The 23483-nt window shown below is 55.1% G+C and carries 18 protein-coding genes; 12 read left to right on the top strand and 6 right to left on the bottom strand.

Going from position 1 to position 23483, the window contains the following annotated elements:
- Positions 1 to 3 precede the first annotated feature (3 nt).
- The 7 genes from H1S06_RS06640 to H1S06_RS06610 all read left to right on the top strand — a co-directional run bounded on the left by H1S06_RS06640 (position 4) and on the right by H1S06_RS06610 (position 10350).
- Positions 4 to 786 (top strand): class II glutamine amidotransferase, encoded by a 783-nt coding sequence (locus H1S06_RS06640; protein ID WP_181738455.1) that lies wholly within the window; start codon positions 4 to 6, stop codon positions 784 to 786.
- Positions 787 to 789: 3 nt separating this feature from the next.
- Positions 790 to 2442 carry an AMP-binding protein gene (locus H1S06_RS06635; protein WP_181738453.1) on the top strand — a complete coding sequence of 551 codons (1653 nt, stop codon included), beginning with the start codon at positions 790 to 792 and terminating at the stop codon, positions 2440 to 2442.
- A 67-nt stretch (positions 2443 to 2509) separates the two neighbouring features.
- Entirely contained in the window at positions 2510 to 6421 is a 3912-nt protein-coding gene (gene hrpA, locus H1S06_RS06630) for an ATP-dependent RNA helicase HrpA (protein ID WP_181738451.1), read from the top strand.
- Between the two features lie 348 nt (positions 6422 to 6769).
- Positions 6770 to 7759 carry a porin gene (locus H1S06_RS06625; RefSeq protein WP_181738449.1) on the top strand — a complete coding sequence of 330 codons (990 nt, stop codon included), beginning with the start codon at positions 6770 to 6772 and terminating at the stop codon, positions 7757 to 7759.
- Between the two features lie 160 nt (positions 7760 to 7919).
- Positions 7920 to 8624: an MlaA family lipoprotein gene (locus H1S06_RS06620; protein ID WP_181738447.1), complete on the top strand. Its 705-nt coding sequence runs from the start codon at positions 7920 to 7922 to the stop codon at positions 8622 to 8624.
- Between the two features lie 74 nt (positions 8625 to 8698).
- Positions 8699 to 9868, top strand: a complete 1170-nt coding sequence (locus H1S06_RS06615; RefSeq protein WP_181738446.1) for a PP2C family protein-serine/threonine phosphatase — start codon at positions 8699 to 8701, stop codon at positions 9866 to 9868.
- On the top strand, positions 9865 to 10350 hold the full coding sequence (locus H1S06_RS06610; RefSeq protein WP_181738444.1) for an STAS domain-containing protein: 486 nt from the start codon (positions 9865 to 9867) through the stop codon (positions 10348 to 10350). The genes H1S06_RS06615 and H1S06_RS06610 overlap by 4 nt, the downstream gene beginning before the upstream one ends.
- 33 nt (positions 10351 to 10383) lie before the next feature.
- On the opposite strand, the gene tal is transcribed toward H1S06_RS06610, so the two are convergent.
- The 4 genes from tal to H1S06_RS06590 all read right to left on the bottom strand — a co-directional run bounded on the left by tal (position 10384) and on the right by H1S06_RS06590 (position 17200).
- On the bottom strand, positions 10384 to 11331 hold the full coding sequence (tal, locus tag H1S06_RS06605) for a transaldolase (protein ID WP_181738442.1): 948 nt from the start codon (positions 11329 to 11331) through the stop codon (positions 10384 to 10386).
- Between the two features lie 35 nt (positions 11332 to 11366).
- A complete protein-coding gene (gene dusA, locus H1S06_RS06600; protein WP_181738439.1) occupies positions 11367 to 12401 on the bottom strand; it encodes a tRNA dihydrouridine(20/20a) synthase DusA in 1035 nt (344 codons plus the stop codon).
- A gap of 287 nt (positions 12402 to 12688) precedes the next feature.
- Positions 12689 to 14392, bottom strand: coding sequence for a group II intron reverse transcriptase/maturase (ltrA, locus tag H1S06_RS06595; RefSeq protein WP_181738437.1), 1704 nt, complete (start codon positions 14390 to 14392; stop codon positions 12689 to 12691).
- Positions 14393 to 15565: 1173 nt separating this feature from the next.
- Positions 15566 to 17200 (bottom strand): electron transfer flavoprotein-ubiquinone oxidoreductase, encoded by a 1635-nt coding sequence (locus tag H1S06_RS06590; protein ID WP_220183795.1) that lies wholly within the window; start codon positions 17198 to 17200, stop codon positions 15566 to 15568.
- 263 nt (positions 17201 to 17463) lie between these two features.
- Here H1S06_RS06590 and H1S06_RS06585 point away from each other — a divergent pair, with 263 nt between their 5' ends.
- Together H1S06_RS06585 and H1S06_RS06580 are read left to right on the top strand one after the other, a co-directional pair.
- Positions 17464 to 18213, top strand: a complete 750-nt coding sequence (locus tag H1S06_RS06585; protein WP_181738433.1) for an electron transfer flavoprotein subunit beta/FixA family protein — start codon at positions 17464 to 17466, stop codon at positions 18211 to 18213.
- Positions 18213 to 19142 (top strand): electron transfer flavoprotein subunit alpha/FixB family protein, encoded by a 930-nt coding sequence (locus H1S06_RS06580; protein ID WP_181738431.1) that lies wholly within the window; start codon positions 18213 to 18215, stop codon positions 19140 to 19142. Before H1S06_RS06585 ends, H1S06_RS06580 begins: the two co-directional genes overlap by 1 nt.
- 59 nt (positions 19143 to 19201) lie before the next feature.
- On the opposite strand, the gene H1S06_RS06575 is transcribed toward H1S06_RS06580, so the two are convergent.
- Complete coding sequence (locus tag H1S06_RS06575) at positions 19202 to 19477, bottom strand: hypothetical protein (protein WP_181738429.1); 276 nt, start codon at positions 19475 to 19477, stop codon at positions 19202 to 19204.
- Between the two features lie 234 nt (positions 19478 to 19711).
- Between H1S06_RS06575 and H1S06_RS06570 the strand changes: the two genes are divergently transcribed.
- The gene (locus H1S06_RS06570) at positions 19712 to 20329 is read left to right on the top strand and encodes a flavin reductase family protein (protein ID WP_181738426.1); all 618 of its coding nucleotides are present in this window, start codon (positions 19712 to 19714) and stop codon (positions 20327 to 20329) included.
- A gap of 93 nt (positions 20330 to 20422) precedes the next feature.
- The gene (locus H1S06_RS06565; RefSeq protein ID WP_181738424.1) at positions 20423 to 21739 is read left to right on the top strand and encodes a Na+/H+ antiporter family protein; all 1317 of its coding nucleotides are present in this window, start codon (positions 20423 to 20425) and stop codon (positions 21737 to 21739) included.
- A 61-nt stretch (positions 21740 to 21800) separates the two neighbouring features.
- Here the strand turns inward: H1S06_RS06565 and H1S06_RS06560 are convergent, their stop codons facing one another.
- The gene (locus H1S06_RS06560; RefSeq protein WP_181738421.1) at positions 21801 to 22922 is read right to left on the bottom strand and encodes a GNAT family N-acetyltransferase; all 1122 of its coding nucleotides are present in this window, start codon (positions 22920 to 22922) and stop codon (positions 21801 to 21803) included.
- A gap of 63 nt (positions 22923 to 22985) precedes the next feature.
- On the opposite strand from H1S06_RS06560, the gene H1S06_RS06555 reads away from it, so the two are divergent.
- Positions 22986 to 23441, top strand: a complete 456-nt coding sequence (locus H1S06_RS06555) for an HIT domain-containing protein (RefSeq protein WP_181738420.1) — start codon at positions 22986 to 22988, stop codon at positions 23439 to 23441.
- Positions 23442 to 23483 lie beyond the last annotated feature (42 nt).

Genomic DNA, 23483 nt, shown 5'->3' with positions numbered 1-23483 from the left:
AGCATGTGTGAATTACTGGGGATGAGTGCCAATGTGCCGACGGATATCTGCTTCAGTTTTACCGGACTGATGCAGCGTGGCGGTCGCACCGGGCCACATAGGGATGGCTGGGGTATCGCTTTTTACGAGGGCAAGGGGCTGCGCAGCTTTCATGACCCCGAGCCCAGCGCCGACTCGCGCATCGCCCGCCTGGTGGCGGATTACTCGATCAAGAGTCGAGTGGTCATCAGTCATATTCGCCAGGCGAATGTGGGCACGGTGTGTCTGGAAAATACTCACCCTTTCAGTCGTGAATTATGGGGTCATACCTGGACCTTTGCGCACAATGGACAGCTGGACAAGTCGGTCTTTGACTGGCCATTGACGTTTTACCACCCGGTAGGTACCACCGACAGCGAATATGCCTTTTGCTGGCTGTTGGATCAGATTCGGCAGCGTTATCCCGAATGCCCCGCTGACAGAGGCGAATTGCTGCACTTTATTCATGCCTGTTGCGAACGACTGCGTGCGCTGGGGGTGTTTAATATGCTGCTCAGTGAATCCGTTCACCTGTTCTGCTATTGCACCACGCGCCTGGCCTGGATTACGCGACGAGCACCTTTTGGCGAGGCGAGCCTGAAGGATTGCGAGGTCAGTGTGGATTTTGGCGCTGAAACAACCCCGAATGATGTGGTAACGGTAATTGCGACAGACCCCTTGACCGATAACGAGCAGTGGCAGAAGCTTGAGCCCGGTGAGCTGGTTGTGTTTGTGGATGGGGAAGTTGAGGCGCAGCTGAAGGAGTAGAGCATGAAGGCGGTTGGTCCGGACGTTGCCAGTTTATCTGATCTTTTGCTTCAGTTGGCGCAGCGTTTTGGCGAACGGCCTGCTTTCGGGCATATGGGCGGCGTGATAGGTTTTGCCGAGCTGGACCGCCGCGCACGGCGCTTTGCGGCCTGGGTCCAGCATGAAACGGATCTTCTACCCGGCGATCGTATTCTGCTGCAGCTGCCGAACGTCATGCAGTATATGGTTGTGCTGTTTGGTGCGCGCAGGGCCGGCTTGGTGGTGGTTAATGCCAATCCCATGTTGTCGTCGGAAGAGACGGCCGGACTGTTGCGTGATTCGGGGGCGCGAGCCTGGGTGACGTTGGCACCGGTTGCGCCGGAGCAGTTGTCGGTGGCACCGACATCTCAAGTGAACTATCTGATTACGACCGAATTGGGTGATCTGCACTCTGTTGCTCGGCGGCAGTGGTTGAATCTGCTGGTCAGGCTGAAACGGCTGAAGGCCGGTCGTGGTCTACGTGGCGGCCGAGTCGGGTCTGACATCATTCAGGTGTCGTTACCGGATGTTCTGCAAATCGGGGCCGGGCGGGTGTGGCGACCCGTAGTGTCCAATACCGGGCCGGCACTGCTGCAATATACCGGCGGTACGACCGGACCGGCCAAAGGTGCCATGCTGAGTGAGAAAGCGCTGTTGAGTAATCTGGCGCAGCTGGGAGTAGTATTGCAGCTGTACACGGAGCCGGGACGTGAGCGCTTGTTACAGCCTCTTCCTCTTTATCATATCTATTCCTTCACCTTGACGCTGTTGATGTTCAGTGTGGGGGCCCATGTCGAGCTGATACCTGATCCGCGCCGTACCAGGGCTTTGATTCGGTGCTGGGATCGTCTTGAACCTACCGTGCTGGCCGGCATCAATCCTCTGCTGACTCATCTGTGCCAACAGCCTGAATTCCAACGGCTGGATTTTTCATCATTGAAATTGACCATTTCCGGGGGCATGGCGCTGACGTATTCGGTTGCCAGGTTGTGGCGTGATGTTACCGGTGGAGAGATCTGTGAAGGCTACGGCCTGACGGAATGTTCACCAGTGGTCAGTGTGAACCGTCCGGGCCAGGTTCGTGTCGGGACGGTGGGTAAGCCTCTGGCGGGTACGGAGGTGCGAATTCTGGATGTGGACCGCCAGCCCTTGCCTACAGGCGAAAGTGGCAATATTTGGGTGCGTGGCCCTCAATTGATGGAGGGGTACTGGCATCAGCGCAAGGAAACCGAGGAGGTACTTCAGCAAGGGTGGCTGGATACCGGGGATATTGGTCAGTTGGATGTGGATGGATATCTGAAAATTATTGATCGGCGCAAAGAGATCATTAATGTGTCCGGTTTCAAGGTATACCCCAGTGAGCTGGAAAGCATTATCGCCAGCCATCCTGATGTTTTGGAGTGTGCCGTGGTGGGGCTGCCGGACAGTGACGGCAATGAGCAGATCAGGTTGTATGTGGTGCCAGCGAATTCAAGCTTGTCCATCCGCCAGGTGCGGGACTATTGTCGCGAGCGCTTGACAGCCTATAAGGTGCCAAGAACGGTGGAATTCTGTCGTGCGTTGCCGCGTACCCCCATCGGCAAGGTCTGTCGTCGTCAGCTGAGAGAGTTGGCGTTGCGCGGACGTGCTGTTCATTAGTAATCGGTCAGGGGTTAAGCGATAATACGCGGCTGTTTCATTCACCTGCCACAGGGTCGCAGTCGTTTTGTCCAACGCTATCAAGACACTCCAACAACAGCTGAATCAATGTCGTATCGCCGAGCGCTTTCATCTGCGTCGTGAGCTGGATCGCATCAAGTGCCAGTCACCGCCTGATGCTGAAAGGTTGGTACGTTTGTCACAGCGCATCCAGGATTCGTGTGCGCGGGTAGAAAAGCTGCAGCACTTGACGACGGTTCCGGACTATCCCGATTTGCCGGTGGCCGAACGTCGTGAAGAGTTGCTGAAGGCGATCGCTGAACACCAGGTGGTTGTGGTGGCCGGTGAGACCGGCTCCGGTAAGACTACCCAGCTGCCCAAGCTGTGCCTGGAGCTGGGGTTGGGGTGTTTTGGCATGATAGGGCATACCCAGCCGCGCAGGCTGGCGGCACGTACTGTGGCAGCGCGCATTGCCGAAGAGCTGAAAACCCCGCTGGGGGAACGGGTCGGCTACCAGGTTCGTTTTCATGACCAGGTGTCGGATACAACACAGGTCAAACTGATGACCGATGGCATCCTGCTGGCTGAAACACAGCAGGACCGTTTTCTCGAACAATACGAAGTGCTGATTATTGATGAGGCTCATGAACGCAGCCTCAATATCGATTTCCTGCTGGGATATATCAAGCGCATTTTGCCGCGCCGGCCGGATCTGAAGGTCATTATTACATCGGCGACTATTGATCTGGAGCGTTTTTCTCAGCATTTTGACGATGCCCCTATCATTGAGGTGTCCGGGCGCACTTATCCGGTGGAAATGCTGTACCGGCCGTTGCACGAGATGGAGGGCGAGGACGAGAAGGCGGTTGACCTGCAGCAGGGTATTCTTGCAGCGGTGGATGAACTGGTGGCTATTGATCGGGAGAAAAGGGGTGCCGGTCCTGGCGATATTCTGGTTTTCCTTCCGGGCGAGCGCGAGATTCGCGAAACCGCAGAGACGTTGCGCAGGGCGCAGTTACGCGATACCGAAATTATTCCTCTCTATGCCCGTCTGTCGCTGACGGAACAAAACCGGGTATTCCATGAAAGCCGTCAGGCCGGGCGTCGTATCGTGCTGTCGACCAATGTGGCGGAAACCTCACTGACCGTGCCCGGTATTCGATATGTCATTGATCCCGGACAGGCCCGTATCTCGCGCTACAGTTATCGCTCAAAGGTGCAGCGATTACCCGTGGAGGCCGTATCGCAGGCCAGTGCCAACCAGCGAGCGGGACGCTGTGGGCGTGTAGCTCCCGGGGTTTGTATACGGCTGTACTCCGAAGACGATTTCCTGGCGCGGCCGGAGTTCACGGATGCGGAAATACGGCGTACCAATCTGGCAGCCGTCATTCTGCAAATGCTGCAATTGAAGCTAGGCGATATTCGGGATTTCCCTTTTGTAGATCCACCGGATACACGTCTGGTTAATGATGGCTACAAGCTGTTGGAAGAGTTGGGTGCCGTGGATGGCCGTCGTGGCATGACAGCGGTCGGGCGGCAGCTGGCGCGCTTGCCGGTCGATCCGCGCATTGCACGGATGGTGATTGAAGCGGCCAAACAGGGGGCGCTGAAAGAAATACTGGTGATTGCCAGTGCGTTGAGTGTGCAGGATCCGCGCGAGCGTCCTCATGACAAGCGCCAGGCAGCAGACCAGAAGCATAAGGAATATGCCGACGAAGAATCGGATTTCATGACGCTGTTGAATTTATGGCAGTTGTGGCACGAGCAGCGCGAGCAGTTGAGCCAAAGCCAACTGCGGCGCTGGTGTCAAAAACAGTTTTTGTCATTCATGCGGCTGCGCGAATGGCGGGATGTCCATCGGCAACTGTTACTCAGTGTGCGTGAGCTTGGGTTGAGGGAAAATACGGAGCCCGCCGAGTATCCGGTCATTCATCGCTCCCTGCTGGCCGGCTTGCTAAGCCATATAGGCTTTAAGCAGGAAAAGGGAGAGTACCTGGGCGCACGTAACCGGCGTTTCAAGATTTTTCCTGCATCAGGTGTGTTTAAAAAGGCACCCAAGTGGGTGATGGCAGCTGAGCTGCTGGAAACCAGTCAGCTGTTTGCCCATCAGGTGGCGCGTATCGAGCCGGAATGGATCGAACCGTTGGCGATGCACCTGGTTAAGCGCAGCTGGATGGAGCCGCATTGGGAAAAGAAACGTGCTCAAGTGGTGGCGCAGGAGCAAGTCAGTCTGTTTGGTGTCATCATCGTACCGCGGCGCCGGGTCAACTACGGCAGTATCGATCCTGTGATTTCCCATGAAATTTTCATTCGCAGTGCGTTGGTTGAAGGCGAGTATCGAACGCAGGCGCCATTTTTTGCCCATAATCGCCGGTTGCTTGAGGGAGTCGTGGCCCTGGAAGATAAATCGCGCCGGCGTGATTTGTTGGTGGACGAAGAGCAGTTATATCGGTTCTATGCCGAGCGCTTTGAGGTGTTGAGTGGTACGCAAGTTGTCAATGGCAAGGGATTTGAGCACTGGCGCAAGCAGGTTGAACAGCAGAATCCGGAAGCGCTGTTCATGCGTGAGGAGGATATTCTGCAGCGGGATACCGGCCATGTGTCCGGGGTGCGTTTTCCTGATGTCCTGCCTTTAGACGGTATTGATCTGCCGTTGACCTATCACTTTGCCCCGGGCGCCGAAGACGATGGCGTCACGCTGGAATTGCCACTGGCGCTGCTGCGTGTTGCACCGGTGCAGCGCCTGGAGTGGCTGGTGCCGGGGATGTTGGAAGAAAAGGTTGTCGCTATTTTGAAGGGGTTGCCCAAGCAAATGCGCAAACATTTCGTGCCTGTCCCCAACTATGCCGAGGCGTTTTGCAACGCAGTCGTGTTCGCGGAAGGAGATCTCCACGAGGCCCTGTCACTGCAACTTCTACGGATGACCGGTACCCGTGTGGAGCCGGAGCAGTTGGCGGACGTGCGGCTGGAGGAACATCTGCGTTTCAATTTGCGGCTGCGTGACGATCGCAACAAGGTAGTCGGTGAGGGGCGTGACTGGGCGGCGTTGAATGAACGCTATGGGGAGTGTGCGGAAGCTGCGTTGCAGTCGGGCCCATCCGAGCATTGGGGACAATCGGGGCTGACGTCATGGAGTTTTGGCGATTTGCCTGCCTCGGTGTCTTTGCGTCAGGCGGGAGGTATAGAGGTCGAGGCTTGGCCGGCGCTGATGGATATGCAGACCAGTGTCGAGTTAAAGGTGCTGCCCTCGGCCGATCTGGCGTGTTATGAAAGTCTGAAGGGTGTTGCTCGCTTGCTGCTGTTGTCTTTGCCGGCTCAGCAGCTTAAATATTTGCGCCGTGATATACCGCGCTTGACGGAAAGTCTGATGTTGAGTGGCAAGCTGTTTGACCGCAGAGAGCTGGAAGATGATGTGTTGTTAGTAGCGGCACGGAAAGCTGCCGGATTGGCGGTCGCCAGTCTGCCGCGTACTGCGGAGGCGTTTAATTCGCTGTGTGAGCGGATGCGGATGAATATTGCACAGGAAGTTGAAGTCCTGGGGCAGTTTGTTTACGCGTGCCATCAGTCCATTCATCGAATTAATAAACAGTTAAACGGGCGTATTAATTTGCAGGCGGTCACGGTGCTTAATGATATCAAACAGCAGTTGGCTGAGTTAATGCAGCGACATTATCTGGTGGAAACCGAGTCTGACTGGCTATCGGAATATCCGCGTTATCTGCAGGCGATCGAAATGCGACTGGATAAATATCAGAGGGATTTGCGTCAGCAGACACTGTGGTCAGAGCAGTTGACCGCCCTGCGGCAGCAATATCTGAAAAAAGAGCAGGAGTGCCGGGCGCGCAATGAGCGTCCTCATGACCTGGTGCGTTTTCGCTGGTTGCTGGAAGAGTACAGGGTATCGCTGTTTGCCCAGCAACTGGGGACCCGTGAAAGTGTATCGGAAAAGCGCCTCAAACAAGCGCTTCAGGTATTATAAATCGCTATAGTGCGACACTCTGGAGAGTGTCGGGAACTGGGTGTTTTTGATAAGCATCAAACAATGGCGCAAGCCTGCATAATATGGGGTGTTGCGCTTGCACCACCGGCGGTGCTGTGGTGTAATGCGGCAAATTTAGGTAGTTGCTCGACGGCGGCGAGTCTATTTCCTCGCTATGGAAAGCAATTGCCAAGCAACATCGCAGGCGAAATAGCGCAAAAAATGGAAAGGTTTTTGCGTTCATTGGTTTGCAATAATCTGGATTTATAGTATTTTTCTGGGAGCGCTTCGTGTGCTTAAGAAAAACTAGAATTCACTACTAGTATGTTGAATGAAGGGGAAATGTTGATGAAAAAGTCACTGATTGCTCTGGCTGTTGCTGGTGCCATGACTGCTCCGATCGTCGCTCAGGCTGACGCTACTCTGTACGGTTCTCTCCGTGCCGGTATCAAAAGCGCTGATGATCAGAAACTGAACGTTGAAGACGAATCTTCACGTATCGGTATCAAAGGTGATGTAGACCTGGGTCTGGAAAGCACCAAAGGTCTGTTCGTTTTCGAACAGGCTGTCAGCACTGAAAGCGGTGCTTGGGGCTCTGGCCGTCTGGCATACCTGGGCGCTACTGGTAACTGGGGTACCGCGCTGATCGGTCGTCAGTACCACCCGTTCTACACCATGATCGAATCCAAAACTGGCATCTTCAACTCTGCTGGTAACGATTTCGGCGAAGCTTTCCAGTTCGGTAACATCGCGCACAAGCGTGAGTCCAACACTGTTGCATACGCTACTCCGAACATGAACGGCCTGCAGGCTGTTGCTGGTATCGTAATGGATGGCGGCAGCGACAATAACCCGGCTGAAGAAGATCTGGACGCGTACAACATCGGCGTTAACTATGCTGCAAACGGTCTGGACGCTGGTATCTCCTACGGTGCTGCCAACGATTCTGACAACTGGGAAATCCTGGGTGTTGCCGCTTCTTACCAGATCGATGCGTTCACCGTTGCTGGTAAGTACGTAGACGGTTCTATCGATGCTCAGAACACTGATTTCTCCAACTGGGAAATCGCTGGTGTTTACACCATGGGCGCAACTTCTTTCAAAGCGCGCTACGGCAACGCTGAAATCGAAACTACTGGTGCAGCTGACCTGGACGGCGACCAGTGGGGTGTTGAAGTTGAACAGAAACTGGGCAAGCGTGGTCGCGTATACGTAGGCTACACTGACTTCGATACTGAAGGTCAGGCAATCGCTTCCAGCATCTACAGCATGGTTAAAGGCGAAGCCAAAACTGTTGCTAAAGACACTCTGGTTCTGGGCTACCGCCTGGACTTCTAATATCGCTTGATATTGGATAGTGTTTAAAAAGGCTCCTTCGGGAGCCTTTTTGCATTGTTGCGGTATTCGGTATGATCTTGCTGCTGTCAGCGCTTTCCTCAGCGGAAGGCCCCCGTTAAAATAGCCTGATTATAATGAGTCGGCTTGTTAAGGATACGTGATGCTCTCTTTTACACTGCGCTCCGGTTTGGCTGCAACCGGTTTGGGTATGGCTCTGGTAGCCGCACCGGTTTGGGCGGAAACCGAACAAGACCCTTGGGAGGGGCTTAACCGGTCCATTTTCAACTTTAATGAAACGGTTGATCGCTATGCGATGAAGCCTTTGGCACAGGGCTATCGGTATGTAACGCCTGATATTGCCGAGACCGGGGTCAGTAATTTCTTTGAAAACCTGCGTGATGTCAGCAACGTATTCAACAGTGTGCTACAGCTCAAGTTCGAAGCGGCAGGCAAGGGGCTGGCGCGTCTGACGTTCAACTCGACGTTTGGTCTGGCCGGTTTTATCGATGTAGCGACCCCAATGGGGATCGAAAAGCATTCTGAAGATTTTGGCCAGACACTGGGGTATTGGGGAGTCAGTTCGGGTCCGTATCTGGTTGTGCCCTTCTGGGGGCCAAGCACCGTGCGTGATGGTGCTGCGTTGTCCGTTGACTGGGTAACGGCACCTGTGGTGTATGTGGATCATGTGCCGACGCGTAACACCTTGTATGGTCTGGACTTGCTGGATGCGCGCAGTCGCCTGCTTAAGGCTGAGCAGATCATCAGTGGGGATCGATACGGTTTTATTCGTGATGCCTACCTGCAGCGTCGAGAGTACCTGATCAACGATGGCGCTGTGAGCGTACAGTACGATAGCGATTTTTGACGTGGCTTGCATCGCTGCTGGCTTGGGGATACTGTTGAAGACTCCTGAATCAGTGTCGAGTGAGTGGCTGATCAATGGAAGTTAATACGCAGAGAGTGTTGCTGCTCTCGTCCTGTGCCCATACGGTTAACCGAATCTTCGAGCTCTGCAAGTTGTGCGATCATCAGCGCCTCAGCCTGGTTGTGTGCGCTGATGCCGAAGAGGTTGATCGTCAGCTCGAACACTTCGATGTTTCCCTGATTATTTTTGATTTGGCGACGATTGGCAGCAGTCTGTTGATGGACCAGTTGGCGCAGAGAATCAGTCCCAAGCCGCTGCTGGCGCTGATCAAGGAGGGAACAGCTGAGCAGTTGGTTGCCGCGTTGCGCAATGGTGCTGATGACGTGTATGTGGCCGATGAGTTAAGTCTGCATCCAGAGCTGTTTGCACGTTCGGTGGAGCGTCAATTGCGCCGCGCACAGTTTATAGAGGAAGTGCACGGGCTTAGAGACAGTTTGGAGCGCAGTCTGGATGAATTGCGTGACGATCAGCATGCGGCACAGCAGGTGCAGCAGAATCTATTGCCGCCAGCACATCAATCTATCAACGGCATTGAGTTTGACTATTGCCTTAAACCCTCCCTGCTGCTGAGCGGGGACTTTGTTGATGCGGTTGCCGTCAATAATGATTTGAGTCTGTTCTACCTGGCGGATGTGTCTGGGCACGGCACCTCTTCGGCGCTGGTGACAGTGCTGCTGAAAAATATGACCCACCGTTTGCTGCGCAATTACAAGCGTCATTCCAGCTTTGATATTCTGTCGCCGTCCGATACCTTGCGCCGCATTAACAAGGAGTTGCTGCTGACTTCGCTGGGCAAGCATTTAACGATGTTTGTGGGCCTGATCGATCATCGTAATAATACGCTAAGCTATGCAGTAGGAGGCCATCATCCGATGCCTGTGCTGCAGCAGGGAGGGAGCGTGGCCTTCCTTGAAGGGCGGGGCATGCCGCTGGGTCTGTTCGAGGATCCCGTGTTTGATGAGTGCGAGTTGGCTTTGGATGCCAGCTTTGCCCTGACACTGTTTTCCGATGGTATTCTCGAAGTGCTGGCGGGCGAGTCTCTGGCAGATAAGGAGCAGGCGCTGTTGCGGTTGTGCCGCGATAATATGGGGTCGCCAGCAGCGTTTTTGCAGAGTATGATGCCTGTCGAACGGGTGCATCCCGATGATGTTGCGATCATGACTGTACGTAGAGAGTCTTTATGAGTGATGGCGCGATTTATTACGCGTGCTGTGACGGGCACTATGTCCTGAAGTTTGTCGGCGATGTGCGTCTTACCTTGTGCTCCACTATTGAGCGACATCTTGAGGCTGTATTGCAGCGTGAGGATGTGACTGACACCCTGGTTGATCTGACCGAAACTGAAAACATTGATAGCACTTCCTTGGGATTGATTGCCAAATTGGCGATCAAGGCAACCGAAAAGGGCATGCCACAGCCGACTTTGGTTTCCACTCAGGAAGATATCACTCGTATTCTATTGAGTATGGGGTTTGACCGGGTGTTTGTGTTGCTGCAGGAGCTGCCGGCCAATCGGTGTGATCTTAAGCAGGTTCCGCTGGTGCAGGAGTCGGAAGAAGAGGTGCGCTTACGTATTCTGGATGCTCATCGGGTTCTCATTGGCCTGAATGAAAGCAACCGAGAGGCGTTCAAGGATCTGGTGGCCACTCTGGAAAGCTGCCGCTGAGCAGCTCCCGGAGTGGCGGGTATGGCTCTGAAGTCAGATTTGGCTCAGTAGCTGTTCCAGTTTTATCTGGTCGGCTGCGAAGTTGCGAATACCCTCGGCCAACTTTTCCTGCGCCATTGCGTCTTCATTCATGGCCCAGCGGAACTGGTTTTCGTCCAGGCTCTGTTTTGGGTCTGGGCTGCCGGTTTCCGGGTTGAGTCTTTGCTCAAGTCGCGTCGGGTCTTCGGCAAGCTGCTGCATCAGGGCAGGGCTGATGGTCAGGCGGTCACAGCCTGCCAGTGCCTGGATTTCACCGATGTTGCGGAAACTTGCGCCCATCACGACGGTATTGTAGCCGTGTGTTTTGTAGTAGTGGTAAATACGGCTTACTGACTGTACACCGGGGTCCTTGTCGGAGCTGAAATCGGTGTTCGGCTGCTGCTTGCGGTGCCAGTCCAGAATGCGGCCGACAAAAGGTGAAATCAGGTAAATACCCGCATCGGCGCAGGCTTGGGCCTGAGCGAAACTGAACAGTAGTGTCAGATTGCAGTTGATGCCGTCGCGCTCAAGTTGGCGGCCTGCTTCAATTCCTTCCCAGGTAGAGGCTATTTTTATCAGTACGCGGTCGCGGCTGATTCCCAGAGCTTCGTACTGCTCGATCAGCTGTCGTGCCTTGGCAGCGGTGGCTTGGGTGTCAAATGACAGTCGAGCATCAACTTCGGTCGAAATACGGCCCGGAATTAGCCGAGTTATTTCTCGTCCAACCAGCACGCTGAAACGATCGCTCATGTGGATGAGTCGGAGTTGAGCGTCCTGGCTGATCTGGTCGGCCCAGTCGCGTGACTCCTGCAGTAACTGCCCATATTTGGGGTCTTGGGCCGCTTTCAGCAGTAGGGAGGGGTTGGTGGTGGCATCGACCGGTTGAAACTGGCGGATGGCGTCAATGTCGCCAGTATCGGCGACAACCGTGGTCATCTGTTTGAGTTGTTGTAGCTGGTCCATCGGTGGTGTCCTGTATCCATTTTCCTAAATGTTCGTCAGCGGGTGAGGCACTCAAGCGCGGCCTTGAAGGTGTCGCTTGCCGCTCCGCGCTGGTGGCCGTTTTCGCTGAGGTAGCGCCGGAACTGTTTACCCCCGCGTTGTCCGTGAAACAGCCCCAGTAAGTGTTTGGTCACGGCGTAGAGGGGAGCGCCTTCTGCAAGGCGCTGCTCAAGATAGGGGATGAAAGCCAGGGCAACGTCCATGCGATCGGGGATCTCATGATGGTCGCCAAAATACCGGGAATCGACTTGGCTGAGCAATGGCCAGGGGTTCTGGTAGGCTTCGCGGCCGATCATTACACCATCCACATGTTGCAGGTGTGTGTCGCACTCATCAAGCGTTTTGATGCCGCCGTTTATGATGACTTCAAGCTCGGGATAAAGTGTTTTGATGCGATAGACATGGTCATAGATCAAGGGAGGAATATCGCGGTTTTCCTTGGGGCTCAGGCCGTCCAGAATGGCCTTGCGGGCATGAATGGTAAAGCTTGTGCAGCCGCTTTCCTTGACGGTATCAACGAACTGGTGGAGGTGCTCGAAGCTGTCCATGTCATCAATGCCCAGGCGGTGCTTGATGGTGACGGGGATACGCACTGCCGCCTGCATTTCGGCCAGGCATTCGGCGACCAGCTTGGGGTGCGCCATGAGGCAGGCGCCGATCATGTTGTTTTGGACCCGATCGCTGGGACAGCCGACATTCAGGTTGACTTCGTCGTAGCCCCATTCCTGAGCCATATGCGCGCATTGTGCCAGTGCCTTGGGATCGCTGCCGCCCAGTTGAAGGGCAACGGGGTGCTCACTGTGATGGTATTGCAGGTGGCGTGCGGCATCACCGTGGACCAGTGCGCCAGTAGTGACCATTTCGGTATAGAGTAATGTGTGCCGCGACATCAGGCGATGAAAGACTCTGCAGTCACTGGTGGTCCAATCCATCATGGGGGCGACGCTGAAGCGGCGGTTCACCGCATCATGTGTGTTGACGGCATCGGAGGGTGTGTTGACTGCTGCTACGGCTGCTGGGATTTCGTTCATTTTTGCCCGTTAAATACTGTTTCCGCTGGGTTGTTTCGCATTCTTGACTGCGCTGCGAGCACGGAGTCGTCAGGCGTGCCTGTTGATGGCTACTATAACACAGGGAGGTGGGCACAATGGTCGCGAAATGACGGGGTGAAATTGGGTGTTTGGCAGAGGGTGCGGAAGACCGCAGGGCGGTCTTCCGTGGTCTTGTCCTAGCAGTCGGGTAGCCAAGGCGCATTGCTGCGCCCCAGCCCCCTAAGAACCGTACGTGCGAGTTTCCCCGCATACGGCTCAAGCCTCGTCTAAGCTCCCAATGGAACCAGCAACGTGACTGATGTTGCCAAGTGATGCACTTGGCGGTGGCAGTTCGGATGTAATAACACCAGATTTTCCAGCGTGTCAGGCCCACCTTGTACCCGAGGGATCAGGTGATGCACATGCCAGCCGGTCTCATGGGTGATCAGGTTCATGCATTGCAGGCATTTCCCTTTCTGGCGCGCATAGAGTGTGTTGATCCGTCGTCGATGGCGAAGCGAGTCCTCCATGCGTTTTCGGCTCAATTCCTCAAAGTACACCTCCCATGCCGGATCAAAGGGATTGGCTTCCGCTTTGACCTTGATATGGCGCTTTATCCGTGTGTCGCTGGCATAGGTGAGTGATACGGCTTTCTCACCCGCCTCCACACCTGCCGTAGGGACGGCAAACGTCCACTGCCGATTACCGACGGTATGCCAGTAGCGTCTGGCAATCCAGCGGCGTCGACGGTTGTTGTGGCGCCGTCGTGCCCATTTCCAGAGTGATTTCCAGAGTGCTGCATCCACCGAAGCAAATGCATCACTGGCCACCTGATGCTTGTGGTAGTTCACCCAGCCACGAATGACCGGATTCAGCTGCCAGATCAGGTATTCCTGGGCCACTCCGTTGCTGGCCTTGATGATACCGCGGCACTTGTCCAAAAACGCCTTGGTATTCTTTCTGGAAGGTTTGATCAAAACCTTGGTGCCGAACTTGCGCACGGTCCATCCCAGAAAATCAAAGCCGTGGTTGACGTGAGTCACGCACGTTTTCTCGGGTGACAGCTTCAGACCACGAGTGGCCAGAAACACCTCGATCAGCGGTTTAACTTCCTGTTCCAACAGCTCTTTCGAGATGCCGGTGACAATGAAGTCATCCGCGTAGCGTACAAGTCCCACTTTGGTCTTGCGCCGCCGTTTGCTGCCTTTTGCACCGAAGTGCTCAGCCAGTAATGCCTCCAGACCATCCAGAGCCATGTTGGCAAGTGTGGGGGAAATAATGCCACCTTGCGGTGTGCCTTCATCCGTTTTCCACACTCGGCCCATGTCGACAACGCCGGCTTTTAGCCAGCTGCGCAGTACCTTTTTGTCCATTGGGACGTGGTCAACCAGCCATTGGTGGTCGATATGGTCAAAACACCCCTGTATGTCCGCTTCAAGAATCCATTCGGGACAGCCGCGTTTACACAGCATCTGATGACACTGCGTGATGGCATCGGCGGTTGACCGCTGCGGCCTGAATCCATAGGAGTTCGGATCCGCCGTGGTTTCCGCCACAGGTTGTAAGGCGAGCAGGTACAATGCCTGCATGGCTCTGTCCCGCATGGTTGGAATACCCAGCAGGCGCTCCTTGCCATTTGCCTTGGGAATACGGACTCGGCGCAGTGGCAAAGCCTTGTACCCCCGTCGTTTTAGTCGACCTATCGCCCGCCATTTGGCCTTGGGCGTGCCCCATAGCTCCCGATCAACGCCGGGAGTTCTGCGGCCCTTGTTTTCAGTCACTCGCTTCACGGCCAAGGCTCGGCCACAAAACGAACGCGTCAGGAAGCGTTGCAGGGCCTTGACCTGGCGCCACTTCCGTTCACGAGCTGCTTTGGCGATCCGAATCTGTATCCCTCGGACAGTCCATTCGACATGACGCCAGTCGATCTGGTGCCAGCCTTCAGGTCTGCCGGAGAGTGCAGAATCCGCCGAAGTCGGATTGCTGGTCATGCTAATCTCCTTTACAGCCTGAACAGGAGACGGACCAGCCCTGACGGGAGGTCTGTTCCCGTCAGGAATTGAGTTGTTGGGTACACGATCAGCCTAGCCTCAACGTGCGACCCGTTTCGAGGGTTGCCCAGTTGTCTCGCCACGCGAGACCAGATGGAAGTGGGCACAGCTTTCGCTGGCAGCCATGTTTCGTGCTGCTATCCGTGGGATTAACCACGGCCTTCGCTTTCTCCATCCTCCTCTACCCGCACCCCCAACAGCCCACCTTACGATGGACCTGCCCAGGGGGCAGGGATACGGGCTTACCGAGTTCATTCAAAGAAACACGAGCAACGTAGATGCCGTCTTTTCGCCGCTGGTTGAAGGGTGCCGTCTGGTGAATGTAAAACACCAGAACCAACCAGATACCTTTTGGTTGAAGCCTGTCAGTGACTTTGGCTCCGTCCCCATAACGACGTTTATCAACGGTTCACATACGTTCATCCTATTGCCCAGCCTAGCCCCTAAGCCGCATCGTCACTCGCAGCCTCTGACGCACCCTCGCGGGCCACGCCACCTCCGAGGAGGGGGTACATTGTCAGGAAGCTTCGCACAAAACAGTTACCCGTCCTGCACTATCCCTAGGCTACCGCAGGGCACACTGCGGGTCTCGCTACCGGTCAGTCGGTGAGACAATTCCTCTGAACGCTTTGGCGTTTGATCCCAACACCTCAATCACCTGTGGTCTGTTCGGACCGCTGTTCCATTACCCACCCAGCCAACCCTGAACAGGTTGGCCAGACATGACTAAAGTGTAGTGACTGATCAGTGTCAGCCACGACGACGTTGTGTCAGTTCCACAGGGTGGAGAGGGTCAGGAAAGGTCTTCATTGGACGAGGTGCAGGTCAAATCAGCGGTTGAGAAAGCCGCCGACACCCAACCGTGCCCTGATCAGGGGCGCGGCACAGGTGCCCTACGCAACGGCCAAGGCCGCCAATCGCGCAGAGTTGTGACCTGTGGAGGGCGTATTTGCAGCCCTCCAATATGAGTGCCCGAGGTGGGCAGTGTTGAGATAAGTGGTCGATTCAAGGCTCGACCGAGTGGCATCCAGCTGACTGACGCTTGACACCACGTTACGTAAATACCTATTATAAACAGGCACTTACGCCAGCAAACGCGACTTCTCGTCGCACTTACATGTTGGGATAGTTGGGGCCACCTGCGCCTTCCGGCACGACCCAGGTGATGTTCTGTGCCGGGTCCTTGATGTCGCAGGTTTTGCAGTGCACGCAGTTTTGAGAGTTGATTTGGAATTGAGGACCGTTATCGCCTTCGACGATTTCATACACGCCTGCCGGGCAGTAGCGTTGTGCCGGTTCGGCATAGCGGGGCAGGTTTTGGTTGATGGGGATGCCGGCATCCTTCAGTTGCAGATGGCAGGGCTGATCCTCTTCATGGTTGGTATTGGAGAGGAATACTGAGGACAGTTTGTCGAAGGATAAAACACCGTCCGGTTTCGGGTACTGGATCTCCGGACATGCATCAGCCGGTTTGAGTTGTTCGTGATCCTTGTGCAGGTCGTGCAATGTGACTGGAATCTTGCCGCCGAACCAGTTTTGGTCGACATAGTTGAATGCGCCGCCCAGATAAGGACCGAACTTGTGCATGGCCGGGCCGAAGTTACGGGCACGGTAAAGCTCGTCATACAGCCAGGAGGTCTTGTATGCCTCAGTGTAGCCGGCCAGATCCCGGCCGCCCTCGTCCCCGTTCAGCAGTGTCTCGGAAATGGCTTCAGCGGCCAGCAGGCCGGATTTCATGGCGGTGTGAATGCCCTTGATCTTGGAAAAATTCAAGGTGCCTGCATCACAGCCCAGTAGCAGAGCGCCGGGCATGGTCATTTTCGGCAGGGTGTTGAAGCCGCCTTTGGTGATGGCGCGGGCGCCATAGGATACGCGCTTGCCACCTTCCAGATACTGTTTGATCTCGGGGTGGTGTTTCATGCGCTGGAATTCATCGAAGGGACTCAGCCAGGGGTTGGAGTAGTTCAGGTCGATAATCAGGCCCACTACTACCTGGTTGTCTTCGGTGTGGTAAAGGAAGAAACCGCCACTGGCGCCGCTGGTCAGTGGCCAGCCGGAACCGTGTACGACCAGGCCGGGTTGGTGCTTGGCCGGGTCTATGTCCCAGAGTTCTTTGATACCGATCCCGTAATGCTGGGGGTCAGCATTCTTGTCCAAGGCGAATTTTTCAATCAACTGCTTGCCAAGGTGGCCGCGGCATCCTTCGGAAAAAATAGTGTACTTGGCATGCAGTTCCATGCCGGGCATGTAGTTGGGACCCTGCTCTCCGGCAGCGGTCACGCCCATATCACCGGTCGCGATTCCTTTGACGCTGTTATCTTCGTGATACAGGACTTCGGCAGCGGCAAAGCCAGGGAAAACTTCAACGCCCAGTTGCTCGGCCTGTTCGCCCAGCCAGCGGGTGAGATTGCCCAGGCTGACGATGTAATTGCCGTCGTTATGCATGCTTTTGGGAACAAAGGCATTGGGGAGCTTAACCGCGCTGGTCTCGTTTTTCAGCATGAACACCTGGTCTTCGGTGACTTTGGTGTTGAGAGGGGCGTTGCGTTCCTTCCAGTCGGGGAAAAGCTCGTCCAGGGCGCGTGTTTCCATTACGGCGCCCGACAGAATGTGGGCACCGACTTCAGAACCTTTTTCCACCACGCAGACCGTCAGTTCCTGTTCGGCGGCCTGGGCCTGTTGCATCAGACGGCAGGCGGCGGAAAGTCCGGCAGGGCCAGCGCCGACGATTACAACATCAAATTCCATCGATTCGCGATTCACGATAATTCCTCCATCGGTGTGGATGGTTGCTTTTTCTAGTTATTGTGTGCCACAGCGTATGACATTATTGTATGCAGACATAATAAGTAAAAACCCTTATTTGTAAAGCGTATAGCCTGCAAGTACGAGGGAAAGGGTTTTCGTGTAAGGGATATTGCTTATTTCAAAACTGTGGTTAAGATGCGAAACAACACCCATAAGAGGTGAGATCGCTGCAGCGATTCATAACACAATCAAAGGGTATGACAATGAAGGTCTTGGTAACGGTAAAGCGTGTCATCGATTACAACGTGAAGGTGCGGGTGAAGTCCGATAACACCGATGTTGATCTGAATAATGTCAAAATGGCGATCAACCCCTTTTGTGAGATTGCGGTTGAAGAGGCGGTTCGGCTGAAGGAATCGGGTCAGGCGAGCGAAGTGGTTGTGGTATCGCTGGGGCCTCAGGCTGCCCAGGAGCAGCTGCGTACGGCGCTGGCGCTGGGCGCGGATCGAGCCATTCTGGTTCAAAGTGATGAGTCGCTGGAATCTCTGTCGGTTGCCAAGTTGCTGGCCCGAGTGGTTGAAAAAGAACAGCCGGATCTGGTGTTGATGGGCAAACAGGCCATTGACTCTGACAATAACCAGACTGGGCAGATGCTGGCGGCACTGGCTGGGCTGGGGCAGGGCACCTTTGCATCCGAGGTTAAGATCGACGGCAACCAGGTTCAGGTGACGCGTGAGGTCGATGGTGGGCTGCAGACGGTTGCGCTGAATACGCCGGCCGTCGTGACGGTCGATTTGCGTTTGAATGAGCCGCGCTATGCCTCATTGCCGAATATCATGAAAGCCAAGCGCAAGCCTTTGGAAACCATGACGCCGGAAGATTTGGATGTAGAGGTCAAGACACACACACGGTTGCTGAAAGTTGAAGCCCCGGCTGAGCGTACAGCCGGCATCAAGGTGGCTGATGTGGCTGAATTGGTCGAAAAATTGAAGAACGAGGCGAAGGTGATCTGATGAGTATTCTGGTTATTGCTGAACATGACACTCAGGCGCTGAAACCGTCGACCCTGAGTACCTTGGCTGCCGCTGCGAAAATAGGGGGTGATATCACCTTGCTGGTGGCAGGCAGTGGATGTGAATCTGCGGCTCAGGCTGCTGCAGGGGCTGCAGGTGTTGCCAAAGTGTTGTTGGCGGACAATGCGGCGTACGATCATGAAATTGCCGAAAATATGGCGGCACTGATTGTTTCTCTGGCTGAGGGGTATACCCATATACTGGCCCCGGCGACGGCTAACGGTAAGAACTTCATGCCGCGTGTGGCGGCGCTGCTTGATGTTGGTCAGGTGTCCGATATCATTCGGGTCGAGTCGGCCGATACGTTTGCACGTCCGATCTACGCGGGTAACGCAATCGCGACTGTTCAGTCTCTGGATGCGGTGAAGGTAGTCACGGTACGCGGTACCGCTTTTGATGCCGTGAGTGCCGAAGGTGGCAGTGCTGCTGTTGAGACGCTGTCTCAGGTTGAAGATATGGGATTGAGCCGTTTTGTCGGTGAAGAAGTGGCCAAGTCAGATCGTCCCGAATTGACAGCAGCACGTGTCGTCGTATCCGGCGGACGGGGGATGGCTGACAGCGAGCATTTCCATTTGCTGGAGAAGGTGGCTGACAAGCTGGGAGCGGCGGTAGGCGCGTCTCGTGCGGCGGTGGATGCGGGTTTTGCTCCCAATGATATGCAGGTGGGGCAGACTGGCAAAATCGTGGCGCCGGAGCTGTATATTGCCGTCGGTATTTCGGGGGCGATTCAGCATTTGGCTGGGATGAAAGACTCCAAGGTGATCGTGGCGATCAATAAGGATGAAGAGGCTCCCATTTTTCAGGTGGCGGATTATGGTTTGGTGGCGGACCTGTTTACCGCCTTGCCAGAGCTGGATGACGCACTGTAAACATGCGGGCCACGGCCGTGGCCCGCATTAACCAGGCCGAGCCTATGCTCGGCCTGTACTCAGTAGCCGCGTTGACCGTTTTGCTGAGGATGGTTGGCGATAAAATGCCGTAAGGCGCCCGTCAGTAGCGCCTGCTTGTGTCGATCGCCGCAGCGTTTGGCGCGTTCAAGGTCATCCAGAATAAAGCGTTGAATCTTCTGCTCACCATCATGGGTGATCAGATAGTGGCCAAGAGCAACCGCAATCATTGGGTTCAGGTGTTCGTGTTCAGCGATGGCGGAGATCTCGTCAGGGGTCAGGTCGCTCATTTCCAGACATTCTTCGTAGGTCAACATCTCGCTTATCCTCCTCGGCTCAGGGGTCAGTCTGAAGTAAAAGCACGATTGTTAGTGTCGGGTTTTCAGTGTAGGACGATTGCTGCGGATTACGAGTGTTGCAAATGTGTATTTTTCATGGCCGCATGGCGGTTGTGGCAGAGGGGTTCATGCTGCATGTGCGCATGAAAACGGGCGGGCAGGGGGGCAAGAGTGGTATCCTGCGGACTCGATTACAATGAGTGCGGAGCAGCAATGATTCTTTCGGCACGTGATATGGCGACAGCCGATGTCTATCACACCTTGACCCAGATCATCATACCACGCCCGATTGCCTGGGTATTGAGTCCTAATGACCGTGCGTGCAGTCATTTCAATTTGGCACCCTTTTCGTTTTTTAATGCGGTCTGCAGTGATCCTCCTGTGCTGATGCTGTCCATGGGCAACAAGACGGATGGCAGCTTGAAGGACAGTTGCGTCAATCTGCTCGAGCGTCGGCATTGTGTCGTTCATTTGGGGACGGATAGGCAGGCACAGGCGATTTCGGATACCGCACAAGAAATGGCATTTGGTGAGTCGGAGGTGGAACAGGCCGGTTGTGAACTGGTTGATTTTGAAGGCACGGACATGAAGCGGCTGAAGACTGTTCCGATCGCGCTGTATTGCCGACTGTATCAGCATATAGAAGTGGGTAATCGTCCGCAGCACCTGTTGCTGGTTGAGGTGGAAAAGTTCTGGGTTGATGACAATGTCTGTTATACGGACAGCAAGGGGCGAGTGCGTATTGCGGCTGACAGAGTGGAGCCGCTGGCGCGTCTGGGAGGCTCGGAATATGCTCGTCTGGGCGAGATGTTCCGGCTTGAACGGCGTTAGGGTGGGTTTGACAACGGCGCGGGCCTGCTGCAGAGTGCGCGTTTTTTTACCAATCCCTTTACCAACCCCTGATAAAAACCGGGAGAAAACGTGATGAATGCTGTACTTGCAGCGGTGGTGGTGATGCTGACCTTGAGTCTGCTGCGCACGCCTGTTGTTGTAGCGCTGGTTATTGGTGCGTTGAGCGCGGGCCTGCTGGCGGGAATGGGGCTTGAACAGACTATGGATGCGTTCACGGGCGGCATCGGTGGTGGTGCCGAAGTGGCATTGAGCTATGCCATGCTGGGGGGCTTTGCAGTCGCCATCGCGCAATCGGGGCTGCCTCATGCCATGGCTGATTTTGTGCAGCGCAAGTTGGGTACCGGAGAGGGGCAGTCGGCACGGTTGGTAAAGTATGCGTTGATTTTGGTTCTGGTGCTGATCGCGATTTCATCGCAGAACCTGATCCCCATTCATATCGCCTTTATCCCCCTGCTGGTACCGCCATTGTTGGTGGTTATGAGCAAGATGCAATTGGATAGGCGATTGATCGCCTGTGTCCTGACGTTTGGTCTGGTGACGCCTTACATGTTTCTGCCAGTGGGGTTTGGCGGGATTTTCCTGGACAATATTCTGCTGAAAAATGTTGAAGACAACGGCCTGTCGATTGACGGGATTAATGTGATGTCGGCGATGTGGATTCCAGCAGCAGGGATGCTGGCAGGCCTGCTGTTGGCACTGTTCAACTATCGCAAGCCACGCCGTTACGATATGGAGCGACTGCAGGCGGCTGAGCGGGTTGAGGTGAACTACAGCGCAGCTCGCTTGATAGCTGTGGGTGTTGCGATTCTGGCGGCCTTTGGTGTGCAGTTGTGGACCGGATCCATGATTTTGGGAGCGCTGTCTGGATACATGATCTGTACCCTGACCGGAATCATTCGCTGGAAGCAGGCCGATGGCGTCCTGATCGACGGCATGAAAATGATGGCGATGATCGGCTTTATCATGATTACGGCGGCCGGCTTTGCCGAAGTCATGCGTCAGACGGGTGAAATCAACACGCTGGTCAGCAGTACGGCTGCCATCATCGGTGATAACAAGGCACTGGCAGCGCTGCTAATGCTGTTGGTGGGTTTGCTGGTGACGCTGGGGATCGGTTCTTCATTTTCGACCATTCCGATTATTGCCGCAATCTATGTGCCGCTGGCCTTGTCACTGGGCTTCAGTCCGCTGGCGATTGTTGCTTTGGTGGGGACTGCCGGTGCGCTGGGTGACGCAGGTTCACCCGCCTCCGATTCCACTTTAGGGCCGACAGCGGGCCTGAACGTGGATGGCCAGCACCACCATATCTGGGACACGGTTGTACCGACCTTTCTGCACTACAACCTGCCATTACTGGTGGCCGGTTGGGCGGCTGCGATGATGCTCTAATGGTCGTGCCTGGCAGCGCTCGGGATGTTCGGGCGCTGCCGAGTGCCCGGTTGGGTAGATATCAAGCGTGTTTGAACGGCAGCCAGGTAGTCAATTCCTCAATTCTTCGCTCCATCAGTTCGTGCTCCTCTGCAACAAAATCGCCAACGGCCTGGTGGAAGCCCGGGTGTATCATGTGGTGCAGTGACCAGGTTCTGACCGGCTCAAAGCCTCTCTGGATTTTGTGCTCTCCCTGAGCGCCGGGGTCAAAGCGTTCCAGTCCCTGTTTGATGCAAAATTCGATGCCCTGGTAATAACAGGCTTCGAAATGCAGGCTGTCATAGTGTTCCAGGCACCCCCAGTAGCGGCCGTACAGAGTATTGCTGCCGATAAAATAGAGCGCGGCAGCAACGGGTGTATGTTCGTCTTCGGCCAGCACCAGCAGCATTTGCTCTGCCATCTGATCAAGCAGTTGATGAAAGGTCTCAAGGGTCAGATACCCCCGGCGTCCACGCTTGTGGTAAGTGGCCTGATAGAAACGGTAAAACTGCTCTATGTGTTTGGGGAGTATTGCCGAACCGGTCAGTGAGTTCAAAACAATGCCTTGCTCCTGCACCTTGCGCCTTTCCCTGAGTATGGATTTGCGTTTGCGTGACGTAAAACGGCTCAGGAAATCATCAAAGTCGGCATATCCGCGGTTGAACCAGTGATATTGGCAGCCAAGTCGTGCGTGTGTTGACGCCGATGCAGAAATGGGTGAGGGCGGGAACAGGCAGTGCCAGGAGGATGCCTGTACCTGCCGCATGACCTGCTCCAGCAGTTCGGGAATGAGTTGTTGTGTTTCCATGGCGCTCAAGGTTGAGCCGTAGCGAGGGCCCGTTGCCGGGGTGAAGGGAATGGCGTTGAGGAGCTTGGGGTAGTAGACCAATCCGTTGCGTTCGTAGGCATCAGCCCAGCTTTGGTCAAAGACATACTCGCCCCAGGAGTGCCGCTTGAGGTAAAGCGGCATGACCAGTACGCTGGTTTGGCTGTCCGTGACCTCGAGGTGCAGAGGCTGCCAGCCGGTTTCGGGCCCGACGGAGCCCGAGGCCTCCAGTGCCTGCAGGAAAGCATGGCGCAGGAAAGGGTATCCCGGGTCACAGAGCTGATCCCAGCGTGTGGCATCGATTTCACTGATGCTGGAGTGAAGATTGACTTTATACATGCTGACCTATACTAATTCCGGTAACACTTGGATTAAAAAGCCTGTTTTGAAAGGAGCGGCGTGATGGACGAGCTTGAGCTGGAGTTTGAACTGGCCTCCCGTCTGGTAACAGATACCATCGTACTGGGTGATTTTCCTCTGTGCCGTCTGTTGCTGATGAATGATAGCCAATACCCGTGGCTGATACTGGTGCCGCGCCGGGCTGATGTGACGGAACTCTACCATCTGCCTGCCAGTGAACAGAATCAGCTGATGCATGAAATCAGCGAATTGTCGGAAACGCTGGTCGATCTTTTTCAGGCGCGCAAAATGAATGTGGCGACATTGGGCAATATGGTGCCTCAGCTGCATGTGCATGTCATTGTGCGTCAGGAATCGGATCCGGCCTGGCCGGGTCCCGTCTGGGGGCGCCATCCGGCGGTTCCCTATACGCCGGAAGCATTGGTAACCGTGCGTAACAAATTGGAACGCCTGCTCGACGGAGAGCTGGCTTTCGAACCCCATGATATCCCTCGCTGAATCAAACCCTGTTGCCGGGCCTGTCAGGTCCGGCCAAATCGG

Source organism: Marinobacterium marinum (assembly GCF_013868415.1).
GTDB lineage: Bacteria > Pseudomonadota > Gammaproteobacteria > Pseudomonadales > Balneatricaceae > Marinobacterium > Marinobacterium marinum.
This window is presented reverse-complemented; position numbering and strand designations above follow the sequence as displayed.

Excerpts from the sequence above, each read along its gene's own strand:
- H1S06_RS06640 (WP_181738455.1), top strand. The coding sequence starts at position 4 with ATGTGTGAATTACTGGGGATGAGTGCCAATGTGCCGACGGATATCTGC.
- H1S06_RS06635 (WP_181738453.1), top strand. The coding sequence starts at position 790 with ATGAAGGCGGTTGGTCCGGACGTTGCCAGTTTATCTGATCTTTTGCTT.
- H1S06_RS06625 (WP_181738449.1), top strand. The coding sequence starts at position 6,770 with ATGAAAAAGTCACTGATTGCTCTGGCTGTTGCTGGTGCCATGACTGCT.
- H1S06_RS06620 (WP_181738447.1), top strand. The coding sequence starts at position 7,920 with ATGCTCTCTTTTACACTGCGCTCCGGTTTGGCTGCAACCGGTTTGGGT.
- H1S06_RS06615 (WP_181738446.1), top strand. The coding sequence starts at position 8,699 with ATGGAAGTTAATACGCAGAGAGTGTTGCTGCTCTCGTCCTGTGCCCAT.
- H1S06_RS06610 (WP_181738444.1), top strand. The coding sequence starts at position 9,865 with ATGAGTGATGGCGCGATTTATTACGCGTGCTGTGACGGGCACTATGTC.
- tal (WP_181738442.1), bottom strand. The coding sequence starts at position 11,331 with ATGGACCAGCTACAACAACTCAAACAGATGACCACGGTTGTCGCCGAT.
- dusA (WP_181738439.1), bottom strand. The coding sequence starts at position 12,401 with ATGAACGAAATCCCAGCAGCCGTAGCAGCAGTCAACACACCCTCCGAT.
- ltrA (WP_181738437.1), bottom strand. The coding sequence starts at position 14,392 with ATGACCAGCAATCCGACTTCGGCGGATTCTGCACTCTCCGGCAGACCT.
- H1S06_RS06590 (WP_220183795.1), bottom strand. The coding sequence starts at position 17,200 with ATGGAATTTGATGTTGTAATCGTCGGCGCTGGCCCTGCCGGACTTTCC.
- H1S06_RS06585 (WP_181738433.1), top strand. The coding sequence starts at position 17,464 with ATGAAGGTCTTGGTAACGGTAAAGCGTGTCATCGATTACAACGTGAAG.
- H1S06_RS06580 (WP_181738431.1), top strand. The coding sequence starts at position 18,213 with ATGAGTATTCTGGTTATTGCTGAACATGACACTCAGGCGCTGAAACCG.
- H1S06_RS06575 (WP_181738429.1), bottom strand. The coding sequence starts at position 19,477 with ATGTTGACCTACGAAGAATGTCTGGAAATGAGCGACCTGACCCCTGAC.
- H1S06_RS06570 (WP_181738426.1), top strand. The coding sequence starts at position 19,712 with ATGATTCTTTCGGCACGTGATATGGCGACAGCCGATGTCTATCACACC.
- H1S06_RS06565 (WP_181738424.1), top strand. The coding sequence starts at position 20,423 with ATGAATGCTGTACTTGCAGCGGTGGTGGTGATGCTGACCTTGAGTCTG.
- H1S06_RS06560 (WP_181738421.1), bottom strand. The coding sequence starts at position 22,922 with ATGTATAAAGTCAATCTTCACTCCAGCATCAGTGAAATCGATGCCACA.
- H1S06_RS06555 (WP_181738420.1), top strand. The coding sequence starts at position 22,986 with ATGGACGAGCTTGAGCTGGAGTTTGAACTGGCCTCCCGTCTGGTAACA.